Raw genomic sequence first — 17,271 nt, 5'->3', positions numbered from 1 at the left:
GTTCCGCCTCTCAACCGGCTGCCGGATAGCGCAGGACGCCGCGCAGATAGTTACCGGTGCGCATGTCGGCGTAGCCCTCGTTGATCTCGTCCAGGGAGTACGTCTTCGACACCACTGCGTCCAGGTCGACCTGACCGGCCACCCACAGGTCGATGACCTTCGGGATGTCGGCGCGCGGGTTGGCCGAGCCGTAGAGCGTGCCGACGATCTGCTTCTCGTTGAGCGTCAGGTCCATCAGGCTGACCGAGATCGATCGCTCGGCGGCCGGGTGGATGTTGGTGACGACGAGCCGCCCGCGCTTGGCCGTCATCGCGAGCGACTTGGAGATCAGCCGCCCCTCGCCGCGCCCCATCGTGCTGATGAAGCGGTCCACGCCGCGGCCGTACGTGGCCTCCTGGACGACCGCGGGCGCCTCGTCCCACGAACCGGCGACGTGTGTCGCGCCCATCGACAGGGCCACGTCCTTCTTGGCCGCCGACGGGTCGATCGCCACGATCACCCGGGCACCGGCGAGGCGGGCGCCCTGGATCGCGGCCGCGCCGATGCCGCCGATCCCGGCGACCGCGACCGTGTCGCCGGGCGCGACGTCGGCGGCGTAGACCGCGGAGCCCCAGCCGGTGATGAATCCGCAGCCGAGCAGGCAGGCCCGGTCGAGCGGCACGTCGGGGTGGATCTTCACGCAGCTGGACTCGTGGACCACGGTGTGGTGCGCGAACGAGCCGATCAGACAGGCGGTTGCGACGTCCTGGCCACGGGCGTGGTGCCGGGCGGTCCCGTCGGCGATCTGGCGTCCGGTGTAGAGCCGCTCGCCCAGGTCGCAGAGGCTCTGGTGGCCGGTCGAACACGACGGGCAGCGGCCGCAGGACGGCATGAAACTGAAGACGACGTGATCGCCCGGCGCCACCGACGTAACCTTCTCCCCGACGTGGGTCACCACCCCGGCGCCCTCGTGGCCGCCGATGCACGGCAGGTGGAACGGCATGTCGCCGGTGACGATGTGGTCGTCGGAGTGGCACATCCCGGAGGCGTGCAACTCGACCTGGACCTCCTCCGGGCCGGGTGGGTCGAGCTCGATGGTCTCGATCGACCAGGGGACGTTGCGGTCCCAGAGCACCGCTGCCAGCGTCTCCACGCGGCTACCTCCTGCGTTCATCCGCGGCCGGAACGATGACCGACTGCTGCTCGACGTACTCGCTGATTCCTTCGGGGCCGCCTTCCCGGCCCAACCCCGACTGGCGCATTCCGCCGAACGGGCTGCCCAGGTCCATCGCGGCGGACGAGTTGACCGCTACCGAACCGGCCTCCAGGCGCGCGGCGACCGCGGCTGCCCGCTCGGCGTCGGCGGACCAGACGCTGCCGGCCAGCGCGTAGGGGGTGCCGTTGGCGAGCCGTACCGCGTCCGCCTCGTCGTCGTAGGGGATGACGACGGCGACCGGACCGAAGATCTCCTGCTGCGCGATCGGTGCCGCCGGGTCGACGTCGGCCAGCAGGGTCGGGCGCACGTAGTAGCCGCGGTCGAACCCATCCGGGCGTCCGCCACCGGCGACCAGCCGGGCAGTGTTTCGCGCGCTTTCGACGAGGACCTCGATGCGATCGCGGGCCGCCGCGGAGATGACCGGTCCGAGGTCGGTCTCCGGATCGGTGGGGTCACCGACGCGCAGCGCGGTCACCGCGTCCGCGAGGGCGTCGACGGCCTCGGTGTACCGCGACCGGGGGGCCAGGATCCGGGTCTGGGCGATGCAGATCTGCCCACTGTTCGCCATCGCGCCGTCGACCAGCGCGGCGACCGTCGTCGTGTCCAGCACGACGTCGTCGAGCAGGATCGCGGCGGACTTCCCGCCCAGCTCCAGCGTGCAGCGCCGCACGTCGCGTCCGCACAGCTCGCCGATGCGTCGCCCCACCGCCGTGGATCCGGTGAAGCTGATCTTGTTCACCCCTGGGTGCCGGACGAGGTATTCGCTGGCCGCTGGTCCGGCCGGCAGTACGCTCAGGACACCCTCCGGCAGACCGGCCTCGGCGGCGGCCTCGGCCAGCGCGAACGCCGACAGTGGCGCCTCGGGGGAGGGCTTGAGCAGGACCGAACAGCCGGCCAGCAGCGCGGGAGCGACCTTGAGCGCGGCGGTGAACAGCGGCGCGTTCCACGGCACGATCGCGCCGACGACACCGACCGGCGGCCGATGGATCCGTACCTCCCCGCCGAGGAGCCCGGGGCGGGTCTCCTCCCACGGGTACGTGGACGCCAGCGCCCGGTGGACACGGAGGGTGCCGACCGCGGTGCCGACCTGACCGCCGATGGCCCAGCGACGCGGTGAGCCGACCTCGTCGGAGATCAGCGCGGCCAGCTCGGTGGCGCGCCCCTGCACGATCTTGGCGATCCGGCCGAGCACCTCGCCGCGCTCGGCGGCCGGAAGGCTCGACCATCGGCCGTCGTCCAGGGCGCGGCGGGCTTCGCTCACGGCGGCGTCGACGTCGCCGTGAGCGGCTTCGCGCACCCGGCCGACGAGCGCCTCGGTCGCCGGGGACCGGACCTCGACGGTGTGGTCGCCGACCGACGGTCGCCACCGTTCGCCGAGGTAGAGCTCGTCGTAGGTCCGCACGTGACTCGTCCTCCCGTGGTGCCCGGCGTCGGGTCCGCGTCCGGGAGACGGAACGGCCGCTCCCTGGAGGGGAGTCTGACGCCATGTCTACGTCAGCGCAAGAGCTTCGACGAGGGTCGACTACCGAAGTAAGGCCGCAACGGATGCTTGCTGGCGCTACCCTGGGCGTCGTCGCTTTCTGACATCGCGTAGCGCTAACTGTCGACCTGGTCGGCCCGGTGGCGCGGAACAGGCGGGAGGTCGCATGGGTGCGCCGGTAGGTACCGAAGGCGCGGGGTTCGAACTGGTCGTGGAGCGCGGGAAGATCCGTGAGTTCGCCGCCGCGATGCAGTGCGAGGATCCGGCGTACCACGGGGCGGACGCGATCGTTCCGCCGACGTTCCTGGCCAGCGCGGTGTTGTGGGCGCCATCGGAGGCCCGGGTAGAGGTGGGCTTCGAGCGGCGTCGGCTGCTCCACGGCGAGCAGGAGTACGTGTTCCACGGGCCGCCGCCGCACGCCGGGCAGGTGCTCCGTGCGGTGGAGCGGATCGTCGACCGGTACGAGAAGCCGGGGCGACGCGGTGGTCAGATGCGCTTCGCCGTGGTGGTGACCGAGTATCGCGACGAGAGTGGCGAGTTGGTCGCCGAGGCGCGAGCCACCTACATCGAGAGGGCTGCCGCATGACCGCGCCCGAGGTGGGCAGCATCGCCGCGGAGAAGCAGTACGGCCCGATGACGACCCGGATGTTCGTTCGGTACTCGGGCGCATCCGGCGACCTGAACCCGATGCACTACGACGACGCTATGGCGCGGTCGGCCGGATACCCCGGCGTCTTCTCGCAAGGGATGCACATCGCGGCGCTGCTGGCCGGTTACGCGGTGGAGTGGCTCGGCGCTCACAACGTGCGGCGGTTCGCGGTGCGTTTCCGCGATCAAGTCTACCCCGGCGACGTCCTGACCTGCGGTGGCGCGATCACCGCCGTCGAACAGCGAGCGGACGGAACGCTGGTGACCGTCGACCTGCGCGCCAGCGTCGGATCAGATCGGGTCGCGCTGACGGCGACCGCGCAATTTCTGCTCGCCGGGTAGTCGCGCGCGGCCGGGAACCCGGTCAGGGCTATCCTGGACAGGATGTCAGACGGAGAGATTTTGCGCCGAGACGGCTACTGGCCTTCGAGCCCGGTGGTCGGCCAGCGGGGTGCCCAGACCCGCGGGCGCATTGTCGAGGCGGCGCTGCGGCAGTTCGAGGCCGAGGGCTTCCACGGCACCTCGGTGGACAGTATCGCCAAGGGTGCCGCCACCTCCCGCGCGACCGTCTACCAGTACTTCGAGAGCAAGGAGCAGATCTTCGTCGAGCTGCTCGAGGAGTGCGGTGCGGCGTTGTCCCGGGTGGTGCGGCGGCTCGGGCCGCTCGGCCCCACTGCCGAGGGCTTCGACAACCTGCACTGGTGGCTCGGCGAGTGGGCGTGGGTCTACGACAAATACGCCACGATGTTCGTGCAGTGGACGAACGTCGACGCCCCCGGCACGAGCACGCGCCCGCTGGTCATGGGCTTCGTCAGCAACTACAACGCCCGGATCGCCGAGCGGCTGACCTCCAGTGGCGTGGAGGGTATGTCGCCGGACGACGCCGCGCTCGCGCTGACCAGCCTGGTCCACCGCTTCAACTTCTTCCGGCACCGCCAGCACGACCCGATGCCGGACGTCGAGGAGGCGATCGACGGGCTCGCGGTGCTGATGCAGCTGATGTTGTTCCCGGACACCCCGCCGGACGCGTTCGGCACTCTGCCGCAGCTCGACGGCGGAGCCCGGCGCCGACGCGCCACGATCTCCGTGGTGCCGGCTCCGGCCCCACCGCGCGCGGCCCCGCCGGTGGCGGAGCTCAGTCGCCGGGCCGCGGCCACCGTGGATCAGATCCTCGCCGCCGGTACCCGGCTGCTCGCCGAGCGCGGATACCACGCCACCGGCGTCGACGACCTCGTTGCCGCGGCCGGATTCGCGCGCGCGACGTTCTACAAGTACTTCGACGACAAGCTGGATCTGCTGCGCCGCCTCTCGGCGGACGCCGGGGCTGCCGCCACGGTGCTCATCGAGCGACTTGCCTCGCTGAACCTGGAAGACGGGTCCGACGACGCGCTGCGGGCTTGGCTCGAGGAGTTCGTGCCGTTCCACCGCCGCTACCTCGGGGTCTTCCGGGTCTGGGCCGAGGGGAACCTGACCGATCCGGACCTGCTGGACGCCGCCGTCCGGTCCAACGCGGCGATGCGGGATGCTTGCCTCCGGCTGCTCCGGCAGGTCGAGCGTCCCTACCCGCTCGACCTCGACGTCGCCGCCGCCGTGTTCCTGGCGGCGCTCGACCGGTTGCCGGAAGCGGTGGACGAGCGGGGCGAGCCGGCCTCGGATGCCGACGTCGTCGCATTGATGCTGGCGGTGCTGCGGCGCGGCCTGCTCAACGGCGCTGTCGCCCCCCGCTGATCGCATCCTTCCTCACCTCATTGACCCGCTTTCTCGATATCGTGTACAAGGAGTCAGAAAGGTTCTCGACGTCGAGGCTGTGGTGGGGTTGGTGTGCTCACCGGGGCCGCTCTGATCTGGAGTGGACATGACGGTTGATCTGAAGGCTGCGGAGTACACGCTGTCAGGGCTCCGGCCCTTCCCGGTCGCGGTGACGACCATCGACGAGGGCGAGGTGAACGGTCTGATCTCCCTCTCGGCGGGCGCAGCCAGCATCGTCCCGGAAGCGCCGCGGGTGACGATCAGCCTGACGAAGTACAACAAGACCCACGACATGGTGCTGCGGTCCGGGGTGTTCGTGACGCACCTGCTCGCGGCCGACCCGGAGCCCGCGCTCCAGGACTCGCTCGCGATCCTGATGGGCCTGGGCGGCAGCTCCGGTCGGGACGGCGACAAGATCGGCCGATTCCGCACCAAGCAGGGAGTGACCGGCGCGCCGATCCTGCTCGACGCGCTGTCCTACGTGGAGGCCCGCGTGGTGCACACGCTGGACATGGACGAGAGCACGCTGTTCGTCGGCGACGTGGTGGGTGCCGAGCGGCTCGGCAGCGGAGGACGGCTGCGGGTCGGCGAGGCGTGGAAGAGCCTGCCGCCGGAGTGGATCGAGCAGTACGAGACCAACCACGTCCCGCAGCTGGCCAGCGCCCGCCGCTATCGAGGGCTAGCCGACTGAGGCGCTGAGCCGGCCCAGGCCGCCAGTACGGCGGCCGGGTCGGCCGGACCTGGATGTGGATGGGGTGGCGCCGGTGGCGTCCGGGAGAACCGCGGCGCCGGGGCCGGCTGCACGACACCGTCCCGGTCGACCAGCGTCCGGCGTGCGGTCAGGTGCGGATCGGCGGCCGCCTCGGCGAACGTCAGCACCGGGGTGACACACGCGTCCACGTTCGCGAACACCGCAGTCCACTCGTCCCGGGTGCGGCTACGGAACGCGTCCGCGAACGCCGCCCGTAGCGCCGGCCACCCCGACCGGTCGTCCTGAGCGGGCAGCTCGGCCGGGTCCAGCCCCAGTCCGGCGAGCAGCGCGGCATAGAACTGCGGCTCGAGGGCGCCGACGGCCATGTGACCACCGTCCGCGGTCGGGTAGACGTCGTAGAACGGCGCGCCGCCGTCGAGCCGGTTGGTGCCCCGGCCGTCCTGCCAGCAACCCGTGCCTCGCAGGGACCAGATCGCCTGCGCGAGGCTCGACACCCCGTCGACGATGGCGGCGTCGATCACCTGTCCCCGACCCGAACGTGCCCGCTCGACCAGCGCAGCGAGGATGCCGATCACCAGGTAGGTGGAGCCGCCGCCGAAGTCGCCGACGAGGTTGAGCGGGACCGTCGGCGGGGCACCGTCCCGGCCGATCGCGTCGAGCACGCCGGTGAGGCCGACGTAGTTGATGTCGTGCCCGGCCCGGTGGGCCAGCGGCCCGTACTGACCCCACCCGGTCATCCGGGCGTAGATCAATCCCGGGTTGCGGGCCAGACAGTGCGCCGGTCCGACGCCCAGCCGTTCGGTGACGCCGGGCCGGAATCCCTCCACCAGGACGTCGGCGTGGGCCACCAGATCGAGGACCGTCCCGCGGCCGGCGGCGTGCCCGAGGTCGAGTTCACACACGGCGCGACTGCGGGGCGGCGGTCCGGAACGACGCTCGCCCGTGCCGGGGCGCTCGACGCGGAGGACGTCCGCACCCAGATCGCCCAGCAGCAGGGCGGCGTGCGGCCCCGGCCCCATCCCGGCCAGCTCCACGACGCGGATTCCGGTGAGGGGACCCACCCGTCAGACCCCCACCGTCGGGGACAGCGTGGCGGCGACCTCGGCCCGGAGTACCCGCCGCAGCAGCTTGCCGGTCTCGGTGTAGGGCAACTGCGGACGGACCTGGACGTGTTCCGGCGTGCAGGTGGACCGCAACCTGGCGCGGACGTGCTCGCGCAAGTCCCGCTCGACGTCGGCGCGGTCGGTGACCGACGCTCCCTCCGCCAGCACGACGGCGGCCACGACCTTCTCACCCCAGTCGGTGTCGGGGACCCCGAACACCGCGGCTTCGGCCACGTCGGGGTGGGAGAGCAGCGCCGCCTCGATCTCGCCGGGGGAGAGGTTCTCGCCGCCGCGCACGATCACGTCGTCCAGGCGGCCGTACACGTAGAGGAATCCGTCGTCGTCGAGCATCCCGGCGTCCCGCGTGGGGAACCATCCGTCGGCGTCGGTCGCGGTGCCGGCGAGGTACTCGCCGGAGACCTGTTCGCCACGGACCCAGATCTCGCCACGCTCCCCGGCCGGCAGCGGCTCACCCAACGGGTCACGGACGCTGACGTCCAGGCCGGGCAGCGGCCTACCGACCGAACCGAGGCGGGCCCGCACCGCGGGATCGCTGCTCGCGAACGCTTCGCGGTGGTCGTCGGGGCCGAGCACGGCGACCGTGCTGGACGTCTCGGTCAGGCCGTACGCGTTGACGAATCCGACCGACGGGAGCAGCCGCATCGCCCGCTCGATCACCGTGGAAGGCATCGGCCCGCCGCCGTAGGAGAGCGAGCGCAGCGCGGGAAGCCCGTCGACCGCTCCGTTCTCCAGCGCGTCGAGGATGCGGTTGAGCATCGTCGGCACGACCATCGCGTGAGTCACCGACTCGGCCCGCGCGAGCGCGACCCAGCGGGCGGGGTCGAAGGACTCCAGGTGCAGCACACGGCGCCCGGCGTAGGTGTTCGACAGCGCCGCGGAGACGGCCGCGATGTGGTACGGCGGAACGCTGATCAGGGCGGCCTCGGACTCCTCCGCACCGGCGAACTCCACCGTGGACAGGATGTACGAGGCGAGATTGCGGTGCCGGAGCACGGCCGCTTTGGGCTCGCCGGTGGTGCCGCTGGTGAACAGCAGGACGGCGATGTCGTCCGGCTCTCCGCCGGGCCCGTCGGCTAGGGCGGCTGTCGGGTCCGCTGCGAACCGGAGCACCTCGTCCCGCTCGATCAACGTCAGGCCGTCGACGCCGCGCAGGCGTTCGGCGACACCGGGTCCCACCACGACCGTGGCCGGGGCGATCCGCCGCGCGATCGCGAGCAGCTGGTCGTCGGCCAGGCGGTAGTTCAACGGCACGAACGGCTTCCCGGCCAGCGCGGCGCCGAAGAGTGCGATCGGGACGGCGGGGGAGTTCAGGTCGACCAGGCCGACCCGTTCGCCCCCGGCGGCGGCGAGCAGCGCGCCCACCCGCCGGGCACGGAGACCGAACTCGGCGAACGTCACGGCATCGGCCGACCGTCCGAGCGCGACCCGGTCGGCCACGCCATCGGCGGCCATCTCCAGCAGCATGCCGAGGTTCATCGCGCTGCTCCCGGCACCTCGAGCACCATCGCCGATCCCATGCCGCCCCCGGCGCACATCGCGGCGACCGCGATGCCGCCACCACGCCGCCCCAGCTCGTGGACGAGCGTGGTGACCATCCGGGCGCCGGTGGCCGCCACTGGGTGGCCGAGGCTGCATCCGCTGCCGCTGACGTTCACGATCTCCTCGTCGATGTCGAGCATCCGGGTGGTAGCCACGCACATCGAGGCGAATGCCTCGTTGATTTCGAAGAGGTCGACGTCGCCGAGGGTCAGCCCGGCCCGGCGCAGCGCCTTGGGGATGGCCTTCACCGGGGCCAACCCGGTCTCTGCCGGGTCCACGCCGACCGAGGCCCAGGAACGGACGATCGCCAGCGGGGTCAGCCCTCGCTCGGTGGCAACCCGGTCGGAGACAACCGTGACCGCGGCCGCGGCGTCGTTGATACCGGAGCTGTTGCCGGCTGTGATGCTGAACCCCGGGATCTCCGGGTGCAGCGGCGCGAGCGCGGCCAGCTTCTCGGCCGTTGTCGTACGCCGGGGGTGCTCGTCGACCTCGAAGACCGTCGTGGTGCCGTCGAGCCGGCGGACCTGGAGCGGGACGATCTCGTCGGCGAAGCGTCCCTCGTCGACGGCCCGGATCGCGCGCTGGTGCGAGCGCAGCGCCCAGGCGTCCATCTCCTCGCGGGTGACGCCGGCCGCTTGCGCGGCGGTCCAGCCGACGGTGATCGACATGTCCTTGTTCGGGGCATCGGGCCGGTCGGGGTGGCTGGGGGACATCCAGTCCTCGACCACGTCGGTGGTCCCCGGCACCCGGAACGACAGCCGCGGTGCGGTGGAGCGGGACTCGACACCGCCGGCCACGACGACGTCGTCCATGCCGGCACGGATGCTGGCGGCGGCGGTCGCGACCGCGGTCAGACCGGATGCGCAGTGCCGGTTGAGCGCGAAGCCGGGGACCTCGGTCATCCCGGTGGTGACCGCCGCGTGGCGGGCCACGTCGCCGCCGCCGTACATCACCTCACCGAGGATCAGGTCGTCCACGTCTCCGGCGGCCAGCCCGCTGCGCTTCACCGCGGCCTCGACGATCGCGGAGGCGAGGTCGAAGGCGCTGGTGTCGGCCAGCGTGCCTTTGCGGAACGTACCGATGGCCGTGCGGCAGGCCGAGACGAGTACTGCGTCGGGCATGGTGAGCTCCTCGCGGGGGACGCCAGGGTGGCCCGGCCACCCTCTCGGCCCGGAGTCTAGGTAGATTCTGACTACTCGTCTACGCTTTCGACCAGGAGTCAGCCTTGCCATGCCGTCCTCGGGGACCTTAGTTTCTGACGGGATGTTGTACTAGCGAAGAGGATGAGCAATGACGCGACCCACTTCCCGTCTGCTGCCGGAGGTGACGGCGGACTCGGCGGCGTTCTGGTCCGGCGGCGCCGACGGTGAGCTCCGGATCCATCGCTGCCGGAACTGTCGCCGGCTCTTCCACCCGCCGGTCGGCGCCTGCTTCCGCTGCCGCAGCCGGGACGTCGCACCGGAAGCGGTGTCCGGACGCGCGGTCGTCGCATCCTTCACCGTGAACCACCATCCCTGGTTCGGCCCGATGTACCCCACCCCGTACGTGATCGGCCTGGTGGAGCTGGTGGAGGAGCCGGACGTCCGGCTCACCACCCAGATCGTCGACTGCGAGCCGGAGGCCGTGTCGATCGGCATGGCGGTGGAGGTCGTTTTCGAGCAGCACGAGGACGTGTGGATTCCGGTGTTCCGTCCGACCGAAGGGGGCGCGCCCCGATGACGTTCGTCGACGACAAAGTGGTCATCACCGGCATCGGCCAGTCCGACGTCGGCCGCAAGCTCGGGCGCGGCGGTATCGACCTCGCCCTGGACGCGGCGCTCGAAGCGATCGCTCACGCGGGCCTGGAGCCCGACGACATCGACGGCGTGGCCAGCTACCCCGGACCGGCGATGGCCGAAGGCGGATTCGTCGGCGCGACCACGCACGACGTCCGGGACGCGCTCGGTCTCCGCACCACCTGGGCGCTGAGCGGTCTGGAAACCCCGGGCCAGGCCGGAACGCTGATGGACGCCGCCGCGGCGATCGCAACCGGCCGCGCCACCCACGTGCTCTGCTTCCGCAGTGTGTTCGAGTCCACGGCGCAGGCCGCCGGCCGGGCCAAGGCGCTGACCAGCACGCCCGGTCGGGCGGCGGGGCACACCGAGTTCCGGATGCCGTTCGGAGCGGCATCGCCGGCCAACTGGATCGCGCTGTACGCGCAGCGCTACATGTACGAGTTCGGCCTGACCCGCGAGCAGCTCGGGCAGATCCCGCTGAACGCCCGCCGCAATGCCGCACTCAACCCCAAGGCGATCTACCGGGACCCGATGACGCTCGAGGACTACCTGTCCGCGCGACTCATCTCCTATCCGTTCGGGCTCTACGACTGTGACGTGCCGTGCGACGGTGCGACCGCGGTGATCCTGTCCCGGCGCGGGACGAGCGCGGGCGGAGGGCGGTCGCCGATCGCGATCGAGGCGGCCGGAAGCGGCCTCTACGAGCGGCACACCTGGGATCAACGCGTCGACCTCACGACGATGGCCGCGCACGACGCCGCCCATCACCTGTGGGACCAGACGAACCTGACGCCGGCCGACGTGGACTTCGCCGAGCTCTACGACGGCTTCAGCTACCTCACGCTGCAGTGGATCGAGGCGTTCGGCTTCTGCAAGCACGGTGAGGCGGGTCCGTTCCTGGCCGAGCCGGAGCGGTTCGCGCTCGACGGCGAACTGCCGATCAACAGCCACGGTGGTCAGCTCTCGGCCGGTCGGCTGCACGGCTACGGCTTCCTGCACGAGGCCTGCCTCCAGCTGTGGGGCGAGGCCGGGGCGCGGCAGATCCGCAAGCCGGTGGAGATCGCGGCGGTGGGCATCGGCGGCGGTCCCGAGGCGGGCTGCCTGCTGCTGCGCCGCGAGGACTGAGGCCACTTCTTCTGACACCAAGTCTTCGCAATTAAGGGAGTTGTACTGGCCTTTTTTGTTCCAGGTCCGGTAGCGTCTGACATCGCCATCACCCAGCAAGGTGGGGAGTCGACGATGACTGCAGTCGAGGAAACCGATTCCATCGACACCGACTTGGACCACCACAGCGACGATTTCCGGGAGTACAACTACGCCCGGATGGCGGAGCTGCGCGAGCGCTGCCCGGTCGCCAAGTCATCGTCCTGGGGCGGTTTCTGGTTCTTCACTTCCTATGACGCCGTCTTTGACGCGTGCCGCGACCACGACCTGTTCAGCAGCCACATGTCGAAGGCGGTCCCCAGGGGCGCGAACGAGACCCCGTTCATTCCGATCGATATCGACCCGCCGCGGCTGCAGAAGTACCGCAAGCTCCTTCTTCCCGCGATGTCGCCGACCGCGGCCGAGAGCCAGCGTGCAGAGCTCACCGCGATCACCAACAGCCTCATCGACGCGTTTATCGTCAGCGGTGCGGCGGACCTGGCTGAGGAGCTCTTCACGCCGCTACCCGCTCGCTGGATCCTGCGGCTGCTCGGCTTCGACGAGGATCGGTGGCCGGAGTGGATCTCGTGGCTCCACACGCTGGTCCACGACCGCGCCACGGACATGGACAAGACCATCGAGGCCGCCGGGCACCTCTATGGGACGATCGCCCGCGAGGTCGAGGTGCGCCGCGGCGCACGGCCCCCCGGGTTGCTCAGCGACCTGATGGACGCGGAGATCGACGGCGTCCCGCTGAACGACGAAGAACTCGGCGGCATCGTGGTTCTGCTCCTGCTCGGCGGGATGGACACCACGGCCGGCCTGACCGGGAACGCGCTGCTGCGGATCGACGCCGATCCGGCGCTGCGCCGCCGCCTCATCGACGATCCTTCCGTCCTCGACGCCGCCACCGAGGAGTTTCTCCGTCACGACACCCCCGCTCAGGGACTCACCCGGCTCGTGACCAGGGACGCCGCGTTCCACGGCAGGCAGCTTCGGAAGGGCGACCGCGTGATGCTGATGTTCGCGGCGGCCAACCGCGATCCGGCGGTCTTCGAGCGCCCCGACGAGATCGTCCTGGACCGGCCCTCCAACCGCCACATGGCCTTCGCGCTCGGTGTTCACCGGTGTCTCGGCTCGAACTTCGCACGGCTGATGTTCAAGACGATGCTCAGCGAGACGCTCCGGCGAATGCCGGACGTCCAGGTTTCCGGTGCGGTCGAGCGCCTGCCCGACGCCGGTGACGTCTACGCCGTCAAGCATCTGCCGGTCCGGTTCACACCGGGTTCCGTCGAGAACCCGGTGGTGCCGGCTTACTCGTCGCCCGACTCCAGCGCAGCGAAGGGCCGGAAATGAGGATTCTGGTGAGGACCGACCTCTGCCAGGGGCATGCGCAGTGCAACGCGCAGGCTCCGGAGATCTACCCGCTCGACTCGGACGGTTTCGTCGGCATTCCCAGCGATACTCCGGTGCCGGCCGCCCAGGAGCCGGCGGCGCGACTCGGCGCGGCCGCCTGCCCTGAGCGGGCGCTCCAGGTCACCTGAGCCCACGACCTCAGAGGACTGCGCCGGAGAGCTTCAGCTCGAGGATGCGCTCCATGTCCAGACCGAGCTCGGAGAGGACCTCGTCGGTGTGCTCACCGTGAGCCGGCGCGTGCCGGACGACTCCGTGTTCCCCGTTGAACTGCAGCGGCGCGGGCACGAGCTGGAACGGGGTGCCGTTGGCGTCGGTGAGGTGCTGCAGGTACCCGTTGGCGACCACCTGCGGGTCGGTGAGGACCTCGATCGGACGCTGTACCGGCGCCCACGCCCCACGGACCGTGGCCAGCACCTGCTTCACCTCGTCGAACGTGTATCGGTTGAACAGTTCCTGGATCGCGGCGATCGCCTCCTGGCTGTTCGTCATCCGCGCGGCGTGGTCGATGAACCGCGGGTCGGCGGCGAGCTCCGGCCCACCGAGTGCGGCCGTCAGCTCCGGCCAGAAGCGGTCGGACTCGAGCATCACCAGGCTGACCCACCGGTCGTCCTTCGTGCGGTAGCTGTTGACCAGCGCGTTCGGTGCGGTCTGCGGGCTGTAGCGGGGCATCCGCTCGACGCCGAACGCCGCGGACGCCGCGAGGTTGGCCCCCATCGCCCAGACCCCCATCGCGAGCAGCGAGCTGTCGACCGTGATGCTCTCGCCGGTCCGCTCCCGGTGCAGTAGCGCGGCCGCGATCCCGCCGGCGAGCGTCAACCCGCCCATCACGTCGCCGAAGGCCGCGCCGGGCTGGTTGACCGGGAAGTCGATCTCGTGCGGGGTCACGGTGTCCGCGGCGCCGGTGCGCCCCCAGAACGTCGACTGGTCGTAGCCGCCCCGATTCGCCTCCGGACCGCGGGGGCCGTGCGCGGATCCGCAGGCGTAGACCACGGTCGGGTTGACGGCGCGGATGTCCGCATAGTCGAAGCCCATCTTTTCGCGCTGGGCGGGCAGGAAGTTCGTGAGGAACACGTCGCAGCGGGCCGCGAGCTGTAACAGCACGTCGTGGCCGTCGGGTGACTTGAGGTCGAGACCGACGCTGCGCTTCCCCCTGTTGGGCAGCTCGACCATGTGCGCGACACCGCCCGCCGGCACGAGGCCGGACGTCACCAGGCCCCTCTGCGGGTCACCCGTCTCCGGGTGCTCGACCTTGATCACCTCGGCGCCCCACTCGGTGAGGACGCCGCCGGCGATCGGCACGTACGTCCACGAGGCGACTTCGAGTACTCGAATTCCGTTCAGAATGGCGACCACGGCCAGCTCCTCGTCGTTGATGAGAGTCGATGGGAACGGGGGGAGACAGCGGGCCTCACCACTCCGAACCGGCCTGAACTGTGGCGACTCTAACAGTCGTGTCACCTTGATGTCATCGGCCAACTAGGGCTCTAGCCGGGAATTCCGCTCGCATGTTCGGTTCATGAGCCACCCGAATCTGACTCCATGTACGCTTAGCGCGTGACATCGATCGAGAACGCCGCGGTGAGTTCGGTCGTGGCGGGGCAGCTCACGCTCCTCGACCTGCTGGCGCTGACCGACGTCGGGCCGGACCGCTACCGTGCGACGGCCGTGTTCGACGAGCCGGAAGCCCTCTACGGGGGCCAGGTCGCCGCTCAAGCGCTGCTGGCCGCCGGGTCGGCGGTCGCTCCCGACCGCCAACCGCACTCGCTGCACGGCTACTACCTCCGAGGCGGATCCGCCGCGCGGCCGACGGACTTCCACGTCGAGCGCGACCGGGACGGCCGGTCGTTCTCGGTACGCCGGGTCGTGGCGACTCAGGACGACGCGGTGATCTTCACGCTGACCGCCTCGTTCCACCGGCAGGAGCCCGGTCAGGACCGCGTCGACACGGACGGCCCGCTCGTGCCGCCCGCCGAAGACCTCCCCGTGGGGCGGCTGCCGCGGCTGTTCTCGGTGGAGAGCAGGGTGCCACCGCAGCCGTTCCCGGGCGCGGTCTGGCCCACCCGATTCTGGGCGCGCTGCACGATTCCACTGCCGGCGACGCCGCTGGTGCAGGCGTGCGCGCTCACCTACCTCTCCGACATCTCCAGCGGGCTGCTGGCGTGGGACGACGACGAGGCCGCGACCGGGCCGAGCCTCGACCACGCGCTCTGGTTCCACCGGCCGGCCCGGATGGACGAGTGGGTACTGGTCGACCTCGTGCCGCGAACGATCGCGGGCGGCCGGGGCTGGTACGACGGCGGCATCCGGACCGCCGACGGGGCCCTCGCGGTCACGATCGCCCAGGAGGCCCTGTTCCGCTTCGGCAGGCGCCCGCCCGGCTGGAACAGCTGAGCGTCAGCCGAGGTGGGCGAGCAGGGCCGGGATACCGGCCAGCGAACGGAGCAGGTCGTTGAGGTGGGTGCAGGTGGCGGTGCCCCGGAGTTCCCGGCCCACCCTCTGGCGCAACTCGATCACCGGAACGCCGACGAGTCGGCTCGCGCTCGCCGCGGCCCACGGACACTCGGGCGCGGGTAGCACCCGGGGAACGGCCTCGATCTGTTGCACGGTCAGCGTGGCGGCGTCCAGAGTCGCGGACAGTTCGTACTCGTGCAGCACGGTCTCCAGGCCGTCCGGGTCGGCGTAGGTGTCCCGGAACATCGCGCGGCCGTCCACCCGATCGTCGTCTCGGCGGACGTCGATCCGGCGCCGGCGTCGCATCCCGAGGGGGACAGCGGTACGCCGTCGGCGGGCGGCGCAGGTGGGCCGGGCCGGAGCGGGACCGGCTCGCCACCGGACACCGCGGCCGCCATCGTGCCGTCCTCCCGCCAACCCGAGCACAGGCCCAGCGGAGGGCGGTAGCGACCGGCGCCCGGGGGCAGCTCACGGGTGAGCGCATGGGCGTACCCAGCGATGACGAGCGCGACCGGCAACTCGTCGAGCAGGAGGCCGAGGACGCTACCCGGATCTGCCAGCGGGGCCGCCGCCGCCCGGAACCCGCTCGCCACGGCCAGGCCCACCAGCGCGTCCGGGACTGGGGGCTCGGTCCGCAGCGCGGTCAGCTCCCGGCCGGCGTCGTAGCGCACCTCGGCGGTGAGGCGGGCACTGTCCACCACACCGCTGTCAGCGCCGAGGTCCTGCGCCTGGGCCGTGATCACCAGTCGGGGATCGCCCAGTCCGCCGGGGCGGAGCATGTCGACCGTGCTGATCCGCCGAACCGCGCCTGCCGCCATCGTGACCACCACTATCGCAGCAGGGCGCGCGCGACGACGTGGCGCTGCACCTCGGTGGCGCCCTCGCCCAGTCGCTTGACGCGCAGGTCGCGTAGCCACCGCTCCAGCGGCATCTCCTGGGAGAGCCCGAGCGCACCGAAGATCTGTACGCAGCGGTCGACCACTCGGAACGCGGCCTCGGTGCTGTAGAGCTTCGCGACCGAGGCGTCGACCCGGACGTCCTGGCCGAGGTCGGCGTTCCAGGCCGCCTGGTAGATCAGCAGGCGCGCGGCGCGCAGCTCGATCTCGCTGTCGGCGAGCATCCACTGGATGCCCTGCTTGTCGGCGAGCCGGCCGCCGAACACGGCACGCTCCTTCGCCCACTCGATCGTCATCTCCAGCGCGTACTGGGCGATCCCGACCGGGCCTGCCCCGTAGAGGATCCGGCCGTGGACCAGGAAGTCCGACGCCATGCCGAAGCCGGATCCCTCCGCGCCGATCCGGTTTCCCACCGGAATCGACGCATCCTGAAAATGCAGCTCGGAGGGGGAGAAGGAGTTCATCACGCCGATCGGTGTGATCGTCAGCCCTGGGGTATCGCGCTCGACGACGAAACAGCTGATCCCGCCCCGGTCGTCCGGAGCGCCGGTACGCGCGTAGACGACGCCCCAGTCGGCGGTTGCGGCGTGGCTGGTCCACACCTTCGTGCCGTTGAGGACGTAGTGGTCGCCGCGGCGCTCGGCCCGGCACCGGATCGCCCGCGCCGGATCCGAACCGCCGGACGCCTCGCTGATCGCGGTGTACGCCTTGCCCGCCCGGCCCTCGACGATCGGCCGGCCCCAGCGGTCGAACTGCTCGGGCGACGCCCGGAACAGCACGCTCGGCGGGTTGCCGCCGAACGCGCCGCCGGCCGGGAAGAACGCGCCCATCCGGCACTTAGCGGCCTCCTCGGCCACCACGACCTGGCCGAGGACGCTCAGCCCCGCACCGCCGTACTCGACCGGCGTCTGGAGCGCCCACAGCCCCATCTCCCGCGCCTTCGCCTGGAGCGGCGCGAGCAGGTCCGGCGGCAGACCCGCCGCGTCGTGGTCGAGCTTCTCCTCCAGCGGACGCACGTCGGCGGTGACGAACCGGCGGACGGTGTCCTGGAGGTCCCGGAACTCCTCGGGTAGTTCCCAGGCCCCGGTCGGCATGGCTTCGTCTGACACCGGGTTCCTCCGTTTCGACTGCCGATACCCTCTA

18 protein-coding genes are annotated in these 17,271 nt (G+C 71.1%); 9 read left to right on the top strand and 9 right to left on the bottom strand.

The annotated features are described in order from the left end of the window. Nucleotides 1-10: 10 nt before the first annotated feature. Both BUB75_RS13175 and BUB75_RS13170 read right to left on the bottom strand, forming a co-directional pair. Complete coding sequence (locus BUB75_RS13175) at nt 11-1,132, bottom strand: NDMA-dependent alcohol dehydrogenase (RefSeq protein WP_073256514.1); 1,122 nt, start codon at nt 1,130-1,132, stop codon at nt 11-13. A 4-nt stretch (nt 1,133-1,136) separates the two neighbouring features. Continuing rightward, a complete protein-coding gene (locus tag BUB75_RS13170; RefSeq protein ID WP_073256511.1) occupies nt 1,137-2,597 on the bottom strand; it encodes an aldehyde dehydrogenase in 1,461 nt (486 codons plus the stop codon). A 244-nt stretch (nt 2,598-2,841) separates the two neighbouring features. Between BUB75_RS13170 and BUB75_RS13165 the strand changes: the two genes are divergently transcribed. The 4 genes from BUB75_RS13165 to BUB75_RS13150 all read left to right on the top strand — a co-directional run bounded on the left by BUB75_RS13165 (nt 2,842) and on the right by BUB75_RS13150 (nt 5,763). Then, nucleotides 2,842-3,261 carry an FAS1-like dehydratase domain-containing protein gene (locus BUB75_RS13165; RefSeq protein ID WP_073256508.1) on the top strand — a complete coding sequence of 140 codons (420 nt, stop codon included), beginning with the start codon at nt 2,842-2,844 and terminating at the stop codon, nt 3,259-3,261. Further along, nucleotides 3,258-3,665 carry a MaoC family dehydratase gene (locus BUB75_RS13160; protein ID WP_073256505.1) on the top strand — a complete coding sequence of 136 codons (408 nt, stop codon included), beginning with the start codon at nt 3,258-3,260 and terminating at the stop codon, nt 3,663-3,665. The genes BUB75_RS13165 and BUB75_RS13160 overlap by 4 nt, the downstream gene beginning before the upstream one ends. A 42-nt stretch (nt 3,666-3,707) precedes the next feature. Then, nucleotides 3,708-5,051: a TetR/AcrR family transcriptional regulator gene (locus BUB75_RS13155; RefSeq protein ID WP_073256502.1), complete on the top strand. Its 1,344-nt coding sequence runs from the start codon at nt 3,708-3,710 to the stop codon at nt 5,049-5,051. Nucleotides 5,052-5,178: 127 nt separating this feature from the next. Continuing rightward, nucleotides 5,179-5,763: a flavin reductase family protein gene (locus tag BUB75_RS13150; RefSeq protein WP_073256499.1), complete on the top strand. Its 585-nt coding sequence runs from the start codon at nt 5,179-5,181 to the stop codon at nt 5,761-5,763. Here BUB75_RS13150 and BUB75_RS13145 read toward each other — a convergent pair. Genes BUB75_RS13145 through BUB75_RS13135 form a run of 3 tightly spaced genes read right to left on the bottom strand, consistent with a single transcriptional unit; the run spans nt 5,742 to nt 9,568 of the window. Next, nucleotides 5,742-6,803, bottom strand: coding sequence for a CaiB/BaiF CoA transferase family protein (locus tag BUB75_RS13145; protein ID WP_084741117.1), 1,062 nt, complete (start codon nt 6,801-6,803; stop codon nt 5,742-5,744). The two genes, BUB75_RS13150 and BUB75_RS13145, sit on opposite strands and share 22 nt — an antisense overlap. 45 nt (nt 6,804-6,848) lie before the next feature. Further along, nucleotides 6,849-8,384, bottom strand: coding sequence for a class I adenylate-forming enzyme family protein (locus BUB75_RS13140; RefSeq protein ID WP_073256493.1), 1,536 nt, complete (start codon nt 8,382-8,384; stop codon nt 6,849-6,851). Then, nucleotides 8,381-9,568: a thiolase family protein gene (locus BUB75_RS13135; protein WP_073256490.1), complete on the bottom strand. Its 1,188-nt coding sequence runs from the start codon at nt 9,566-9,568 to the stop codon at nt 8,381-8,383. The genes BUB75_RS13140 and BUB75_RS13135 overlap by 4 nt, the downstream gene beginning before the upstream one ends. 169 nt (nt 9,569-9,737) lie before the next feature. Between BUB75_RS13135 and BUB75_RS13130 the strand changes: the two genes are divergently transcribed. From BUB75_RS13130 to BUB75_RS13115, 4 genes are all read left to right on the top strand, one after another. After that, the gene (locus tag BUB75_RS13130) at nt 9,738-10,166 is read left to right on the top strand and encodes a Zn-ribbon domain-containing OB-fold protein (protein WP_073256487.1); all 429 of its coding nucleotides are present in this window, start codon (nt 9,738-9,740) and stop codon (nt 10,164-10,166) included. After that, the gene (locus BUB75_RS45070) at nt 10,163-11,347 is read left to right on the top strand and encodes a thiolase family protein (RefSeq protein WP_073256484.1); all 1,185 of its coding nucleotides are present in this window, start codon (nt 10,163-10,165) and stop codon (nt 11,345-11,347) included. The genes BUB75_RS13130 and BUB75_RS45070 overlap by 4 nt, the downstream gene beginning before the upstream one ends. A gap of 114 nt (nt 11,348-11,461) precedes the next feature. Further along, nucleotides 11,462-12,721: a cytochrome P450 gene (locus tag BUB75_RS13120; RefSeq protein WP_073256481.1), complete on the top strand. Its 1,260-nt coding sequence runs from the start codon at nt 11,462-11,464 to the stop codon at nt 12,719-12,721. A gap of 8 nt (nt 12,722-12,729) precedes the next feature. After that, nucleotides 12,730-12,909, top strand: coding sequence for a ferredoxin (locus tag BUB75_RS13115; protein ID WP_218617475.1), 180 nt, complete (start codon nt 12,730-12,732; stop codon nt 12,907-12,909). Between the two features lie 10 nt (nt 12,910-12,919). On the opposite strand, the gene BUB75_RS13110 is transcribed toward BUB75_RS13115, so the two are convergent. Further along, nucleotides 12,920-14,134 carry a CaiB/BaiF CoA transferase family protein gene (locus BUB75_RS13110; RefSeq protein WP_178379854.1) on the bottom strand — a complete coding sequence of 405 codons (1,215 nt, stop codon included), beginning with the start codon at nt 14,132-14,134 and terminating at the stop codon, nt 12,920-12,922. 201 nt (nt 14,135-14,335) lie between these two features. Here BUB75_RS13110 and BUB75_RS13105 point away from each other — a divergent pair, with 201 nt between their 5' ends. Then, on the top strand, nt 14,336-15,172 hold the full coding sequence (locus BUB75_RS13105; protein WP_218617474.1) for an acyl-CoA thioesterase: 837 nt from the start codon (nt 14,336-14,338) through the stop codon (nt 15,170-15,172). 3 nt (nt 15,173-15,175) lie between these two features. On the opposite strand, the gene BUB75_RS13100 is transcribed toward BUB75_RS13105, so the two are convergent. From BUB75_RS13100 to BUB75_RS13095, 3 genes are read right to left on the bottom strand one after another with little or no spacing between them, the layout of a single operon-like run. Beyond that, on the bottom strand, nt 15,176-15,478 hold the full coding sequence (locus BUB75_RS13100; RefSeq protein WP_245806248.1) for a DUF2889 domain-containing protein: 303 nt from the start codon (nt 15,476-15,478) through the stop codon (nt 15,176-15,178). Beyond that, nucleotides 15,388-16,050 (bottom strand): hypothetical protein, encoded by a 663-nt coding sequence (locus tag BUB75_RS47630; protein ID WP_245806247.1) that lies wholly within the window; start codon nt 16,048-16,050, stop codon nt 15,388-15,390. The genes BUB75_RS13100 and BUB75_RS47630 overlap by 91 nt, the downstream gene beginning before the upstream one ends. Nucleotides 16,051-16,061: 11 nt before the next feature. Further along, nucleotides 16,062-17,222, bottom strand: a complete 1,161-nt coding sequence (locus BUB75_RS13095) for an acyl-CoA dehydrogenase family protein (RefSeq protein ID WP_073256473.1) — start codon at nt 17,220-17,222, stop codon at nt 16,062-16,064. Nucleotides 17,223-17,271 lie beyond the last annotated feature (49 nt).

Origin of the sequence: Cryptosporangium aurantiacum, from assembly GCF_900143005.1 — a bacterium.
Classification (GTDB): Bacteria; Actinomycetota; Actinomycetes; order Mycobacteriales; family Cryptosporangiaceae; genus Cryptosporangium; species Cryptosporangium aurantiacum.
This window is presented reverse-complemented; position numbering and strand designations above follow the sequence as displayed.

What these genes read in the sequence shown, in the direction of transcription:
- BUB75_RS13165 (WP_073256508.1), top strand. Translation starts at nt 2,842, where the DNA reads ATGGGTGCGCCGGTAGGTACCGAAGGCGCGGGGTTCGAACTGGTCGTG.
- BUB75_RS13160 (WP_073256505.1), top strand. Translation starts at nt 3,258, where the DNA reads ATGACCGCGCCCGAGGTGGGCAGCATCGCCGCGGAGAAGCAGTACGGC.
- BUB75_RS13155 (WP_073256502.1), top strand. Translation starts at nt 3,708, where the DNA reads ATGTCAGACGGAGAGATTTTGCGCCGAGACGGCTACTGGCCTTCGAGC.
- BUB75_RS13150 (WP_073256499.1), top strand. Translation starts at nt 5,179, where the DNA reads ATGACGGTTGATCTGAAGGCTGCGGAGTACACGCTGTCAGGGCTCCGG.
- BUB75_RS13145 (WP_084741117.1), bottom strand. Translation starts at nt 6,803, where the DNA reads ATGGGGCCGGGGCCGCACGCCGCCCTGCTGCTGGGCGATCTGGGTGCG.
- BUB75_RS13140 (WP_073256493.1), bottom strand. Translation starts at nt 8,384, where the DNA reads ATGAACCTCGGCATGCTGCTGGAGATGGCCGCCGATGGCGTGGCCGAC.
- BUB75_RS13135 (WP_073256490.1), bottom strand. Translation starts at nt 9,568, where the DNA reads ATGCCCGACGCAGTACTCGTCTCGGCCTGCCGCACGGCCATCGGTACG.
- BUB75_RS13130 (WP_073256487.1), top strand. Translation starts at nt 9,738, where the DNA reads ATGACGCGACCCACTTCCCGTCTGCTGCCGGAGGTGACGGCGGACTCG.
- BUB75_RS45070 (WP_073256484.1), top strand. Translation starts at nt 10,163, where the DNA reads ATGACGTTCGTCGACGACAAAGTGGTCATCACCGGCATCGGCCAGTCC.
- BUB75_RS13120 (WP_073256481.1), top strand. Translation starts at nt 11,462, where the DNA reads ATGACTGCAGTCGAGGAAACCGATTCCATCGACACCGACTTGGACCAC.
- BUB75_RS13100 (WP_245806248.1), bottom strand. Translation starts at nt 15,478, where the DNA reads ATGTTCCGGGACACCTACGCCGACCCGGACGGCCTGGAGACCGTGCTG.
- BUB75_RS47630 (WP_245806247.1), bottom strand. Translation starts at nt 16,050, where the DNA reads ATGGCGGCAGGCGCGGTTCGGCGGATCAGCACGGTCGACATGCTCCGC.
- BUB75_RS13095 (WP_073256473.1), bottom strand. Translation starts at nt 17,222, where the DNA reads ATGCCGACCGGGGCCTGGGAACTACCCGAGGAGTTCCGGGACCTCCAG.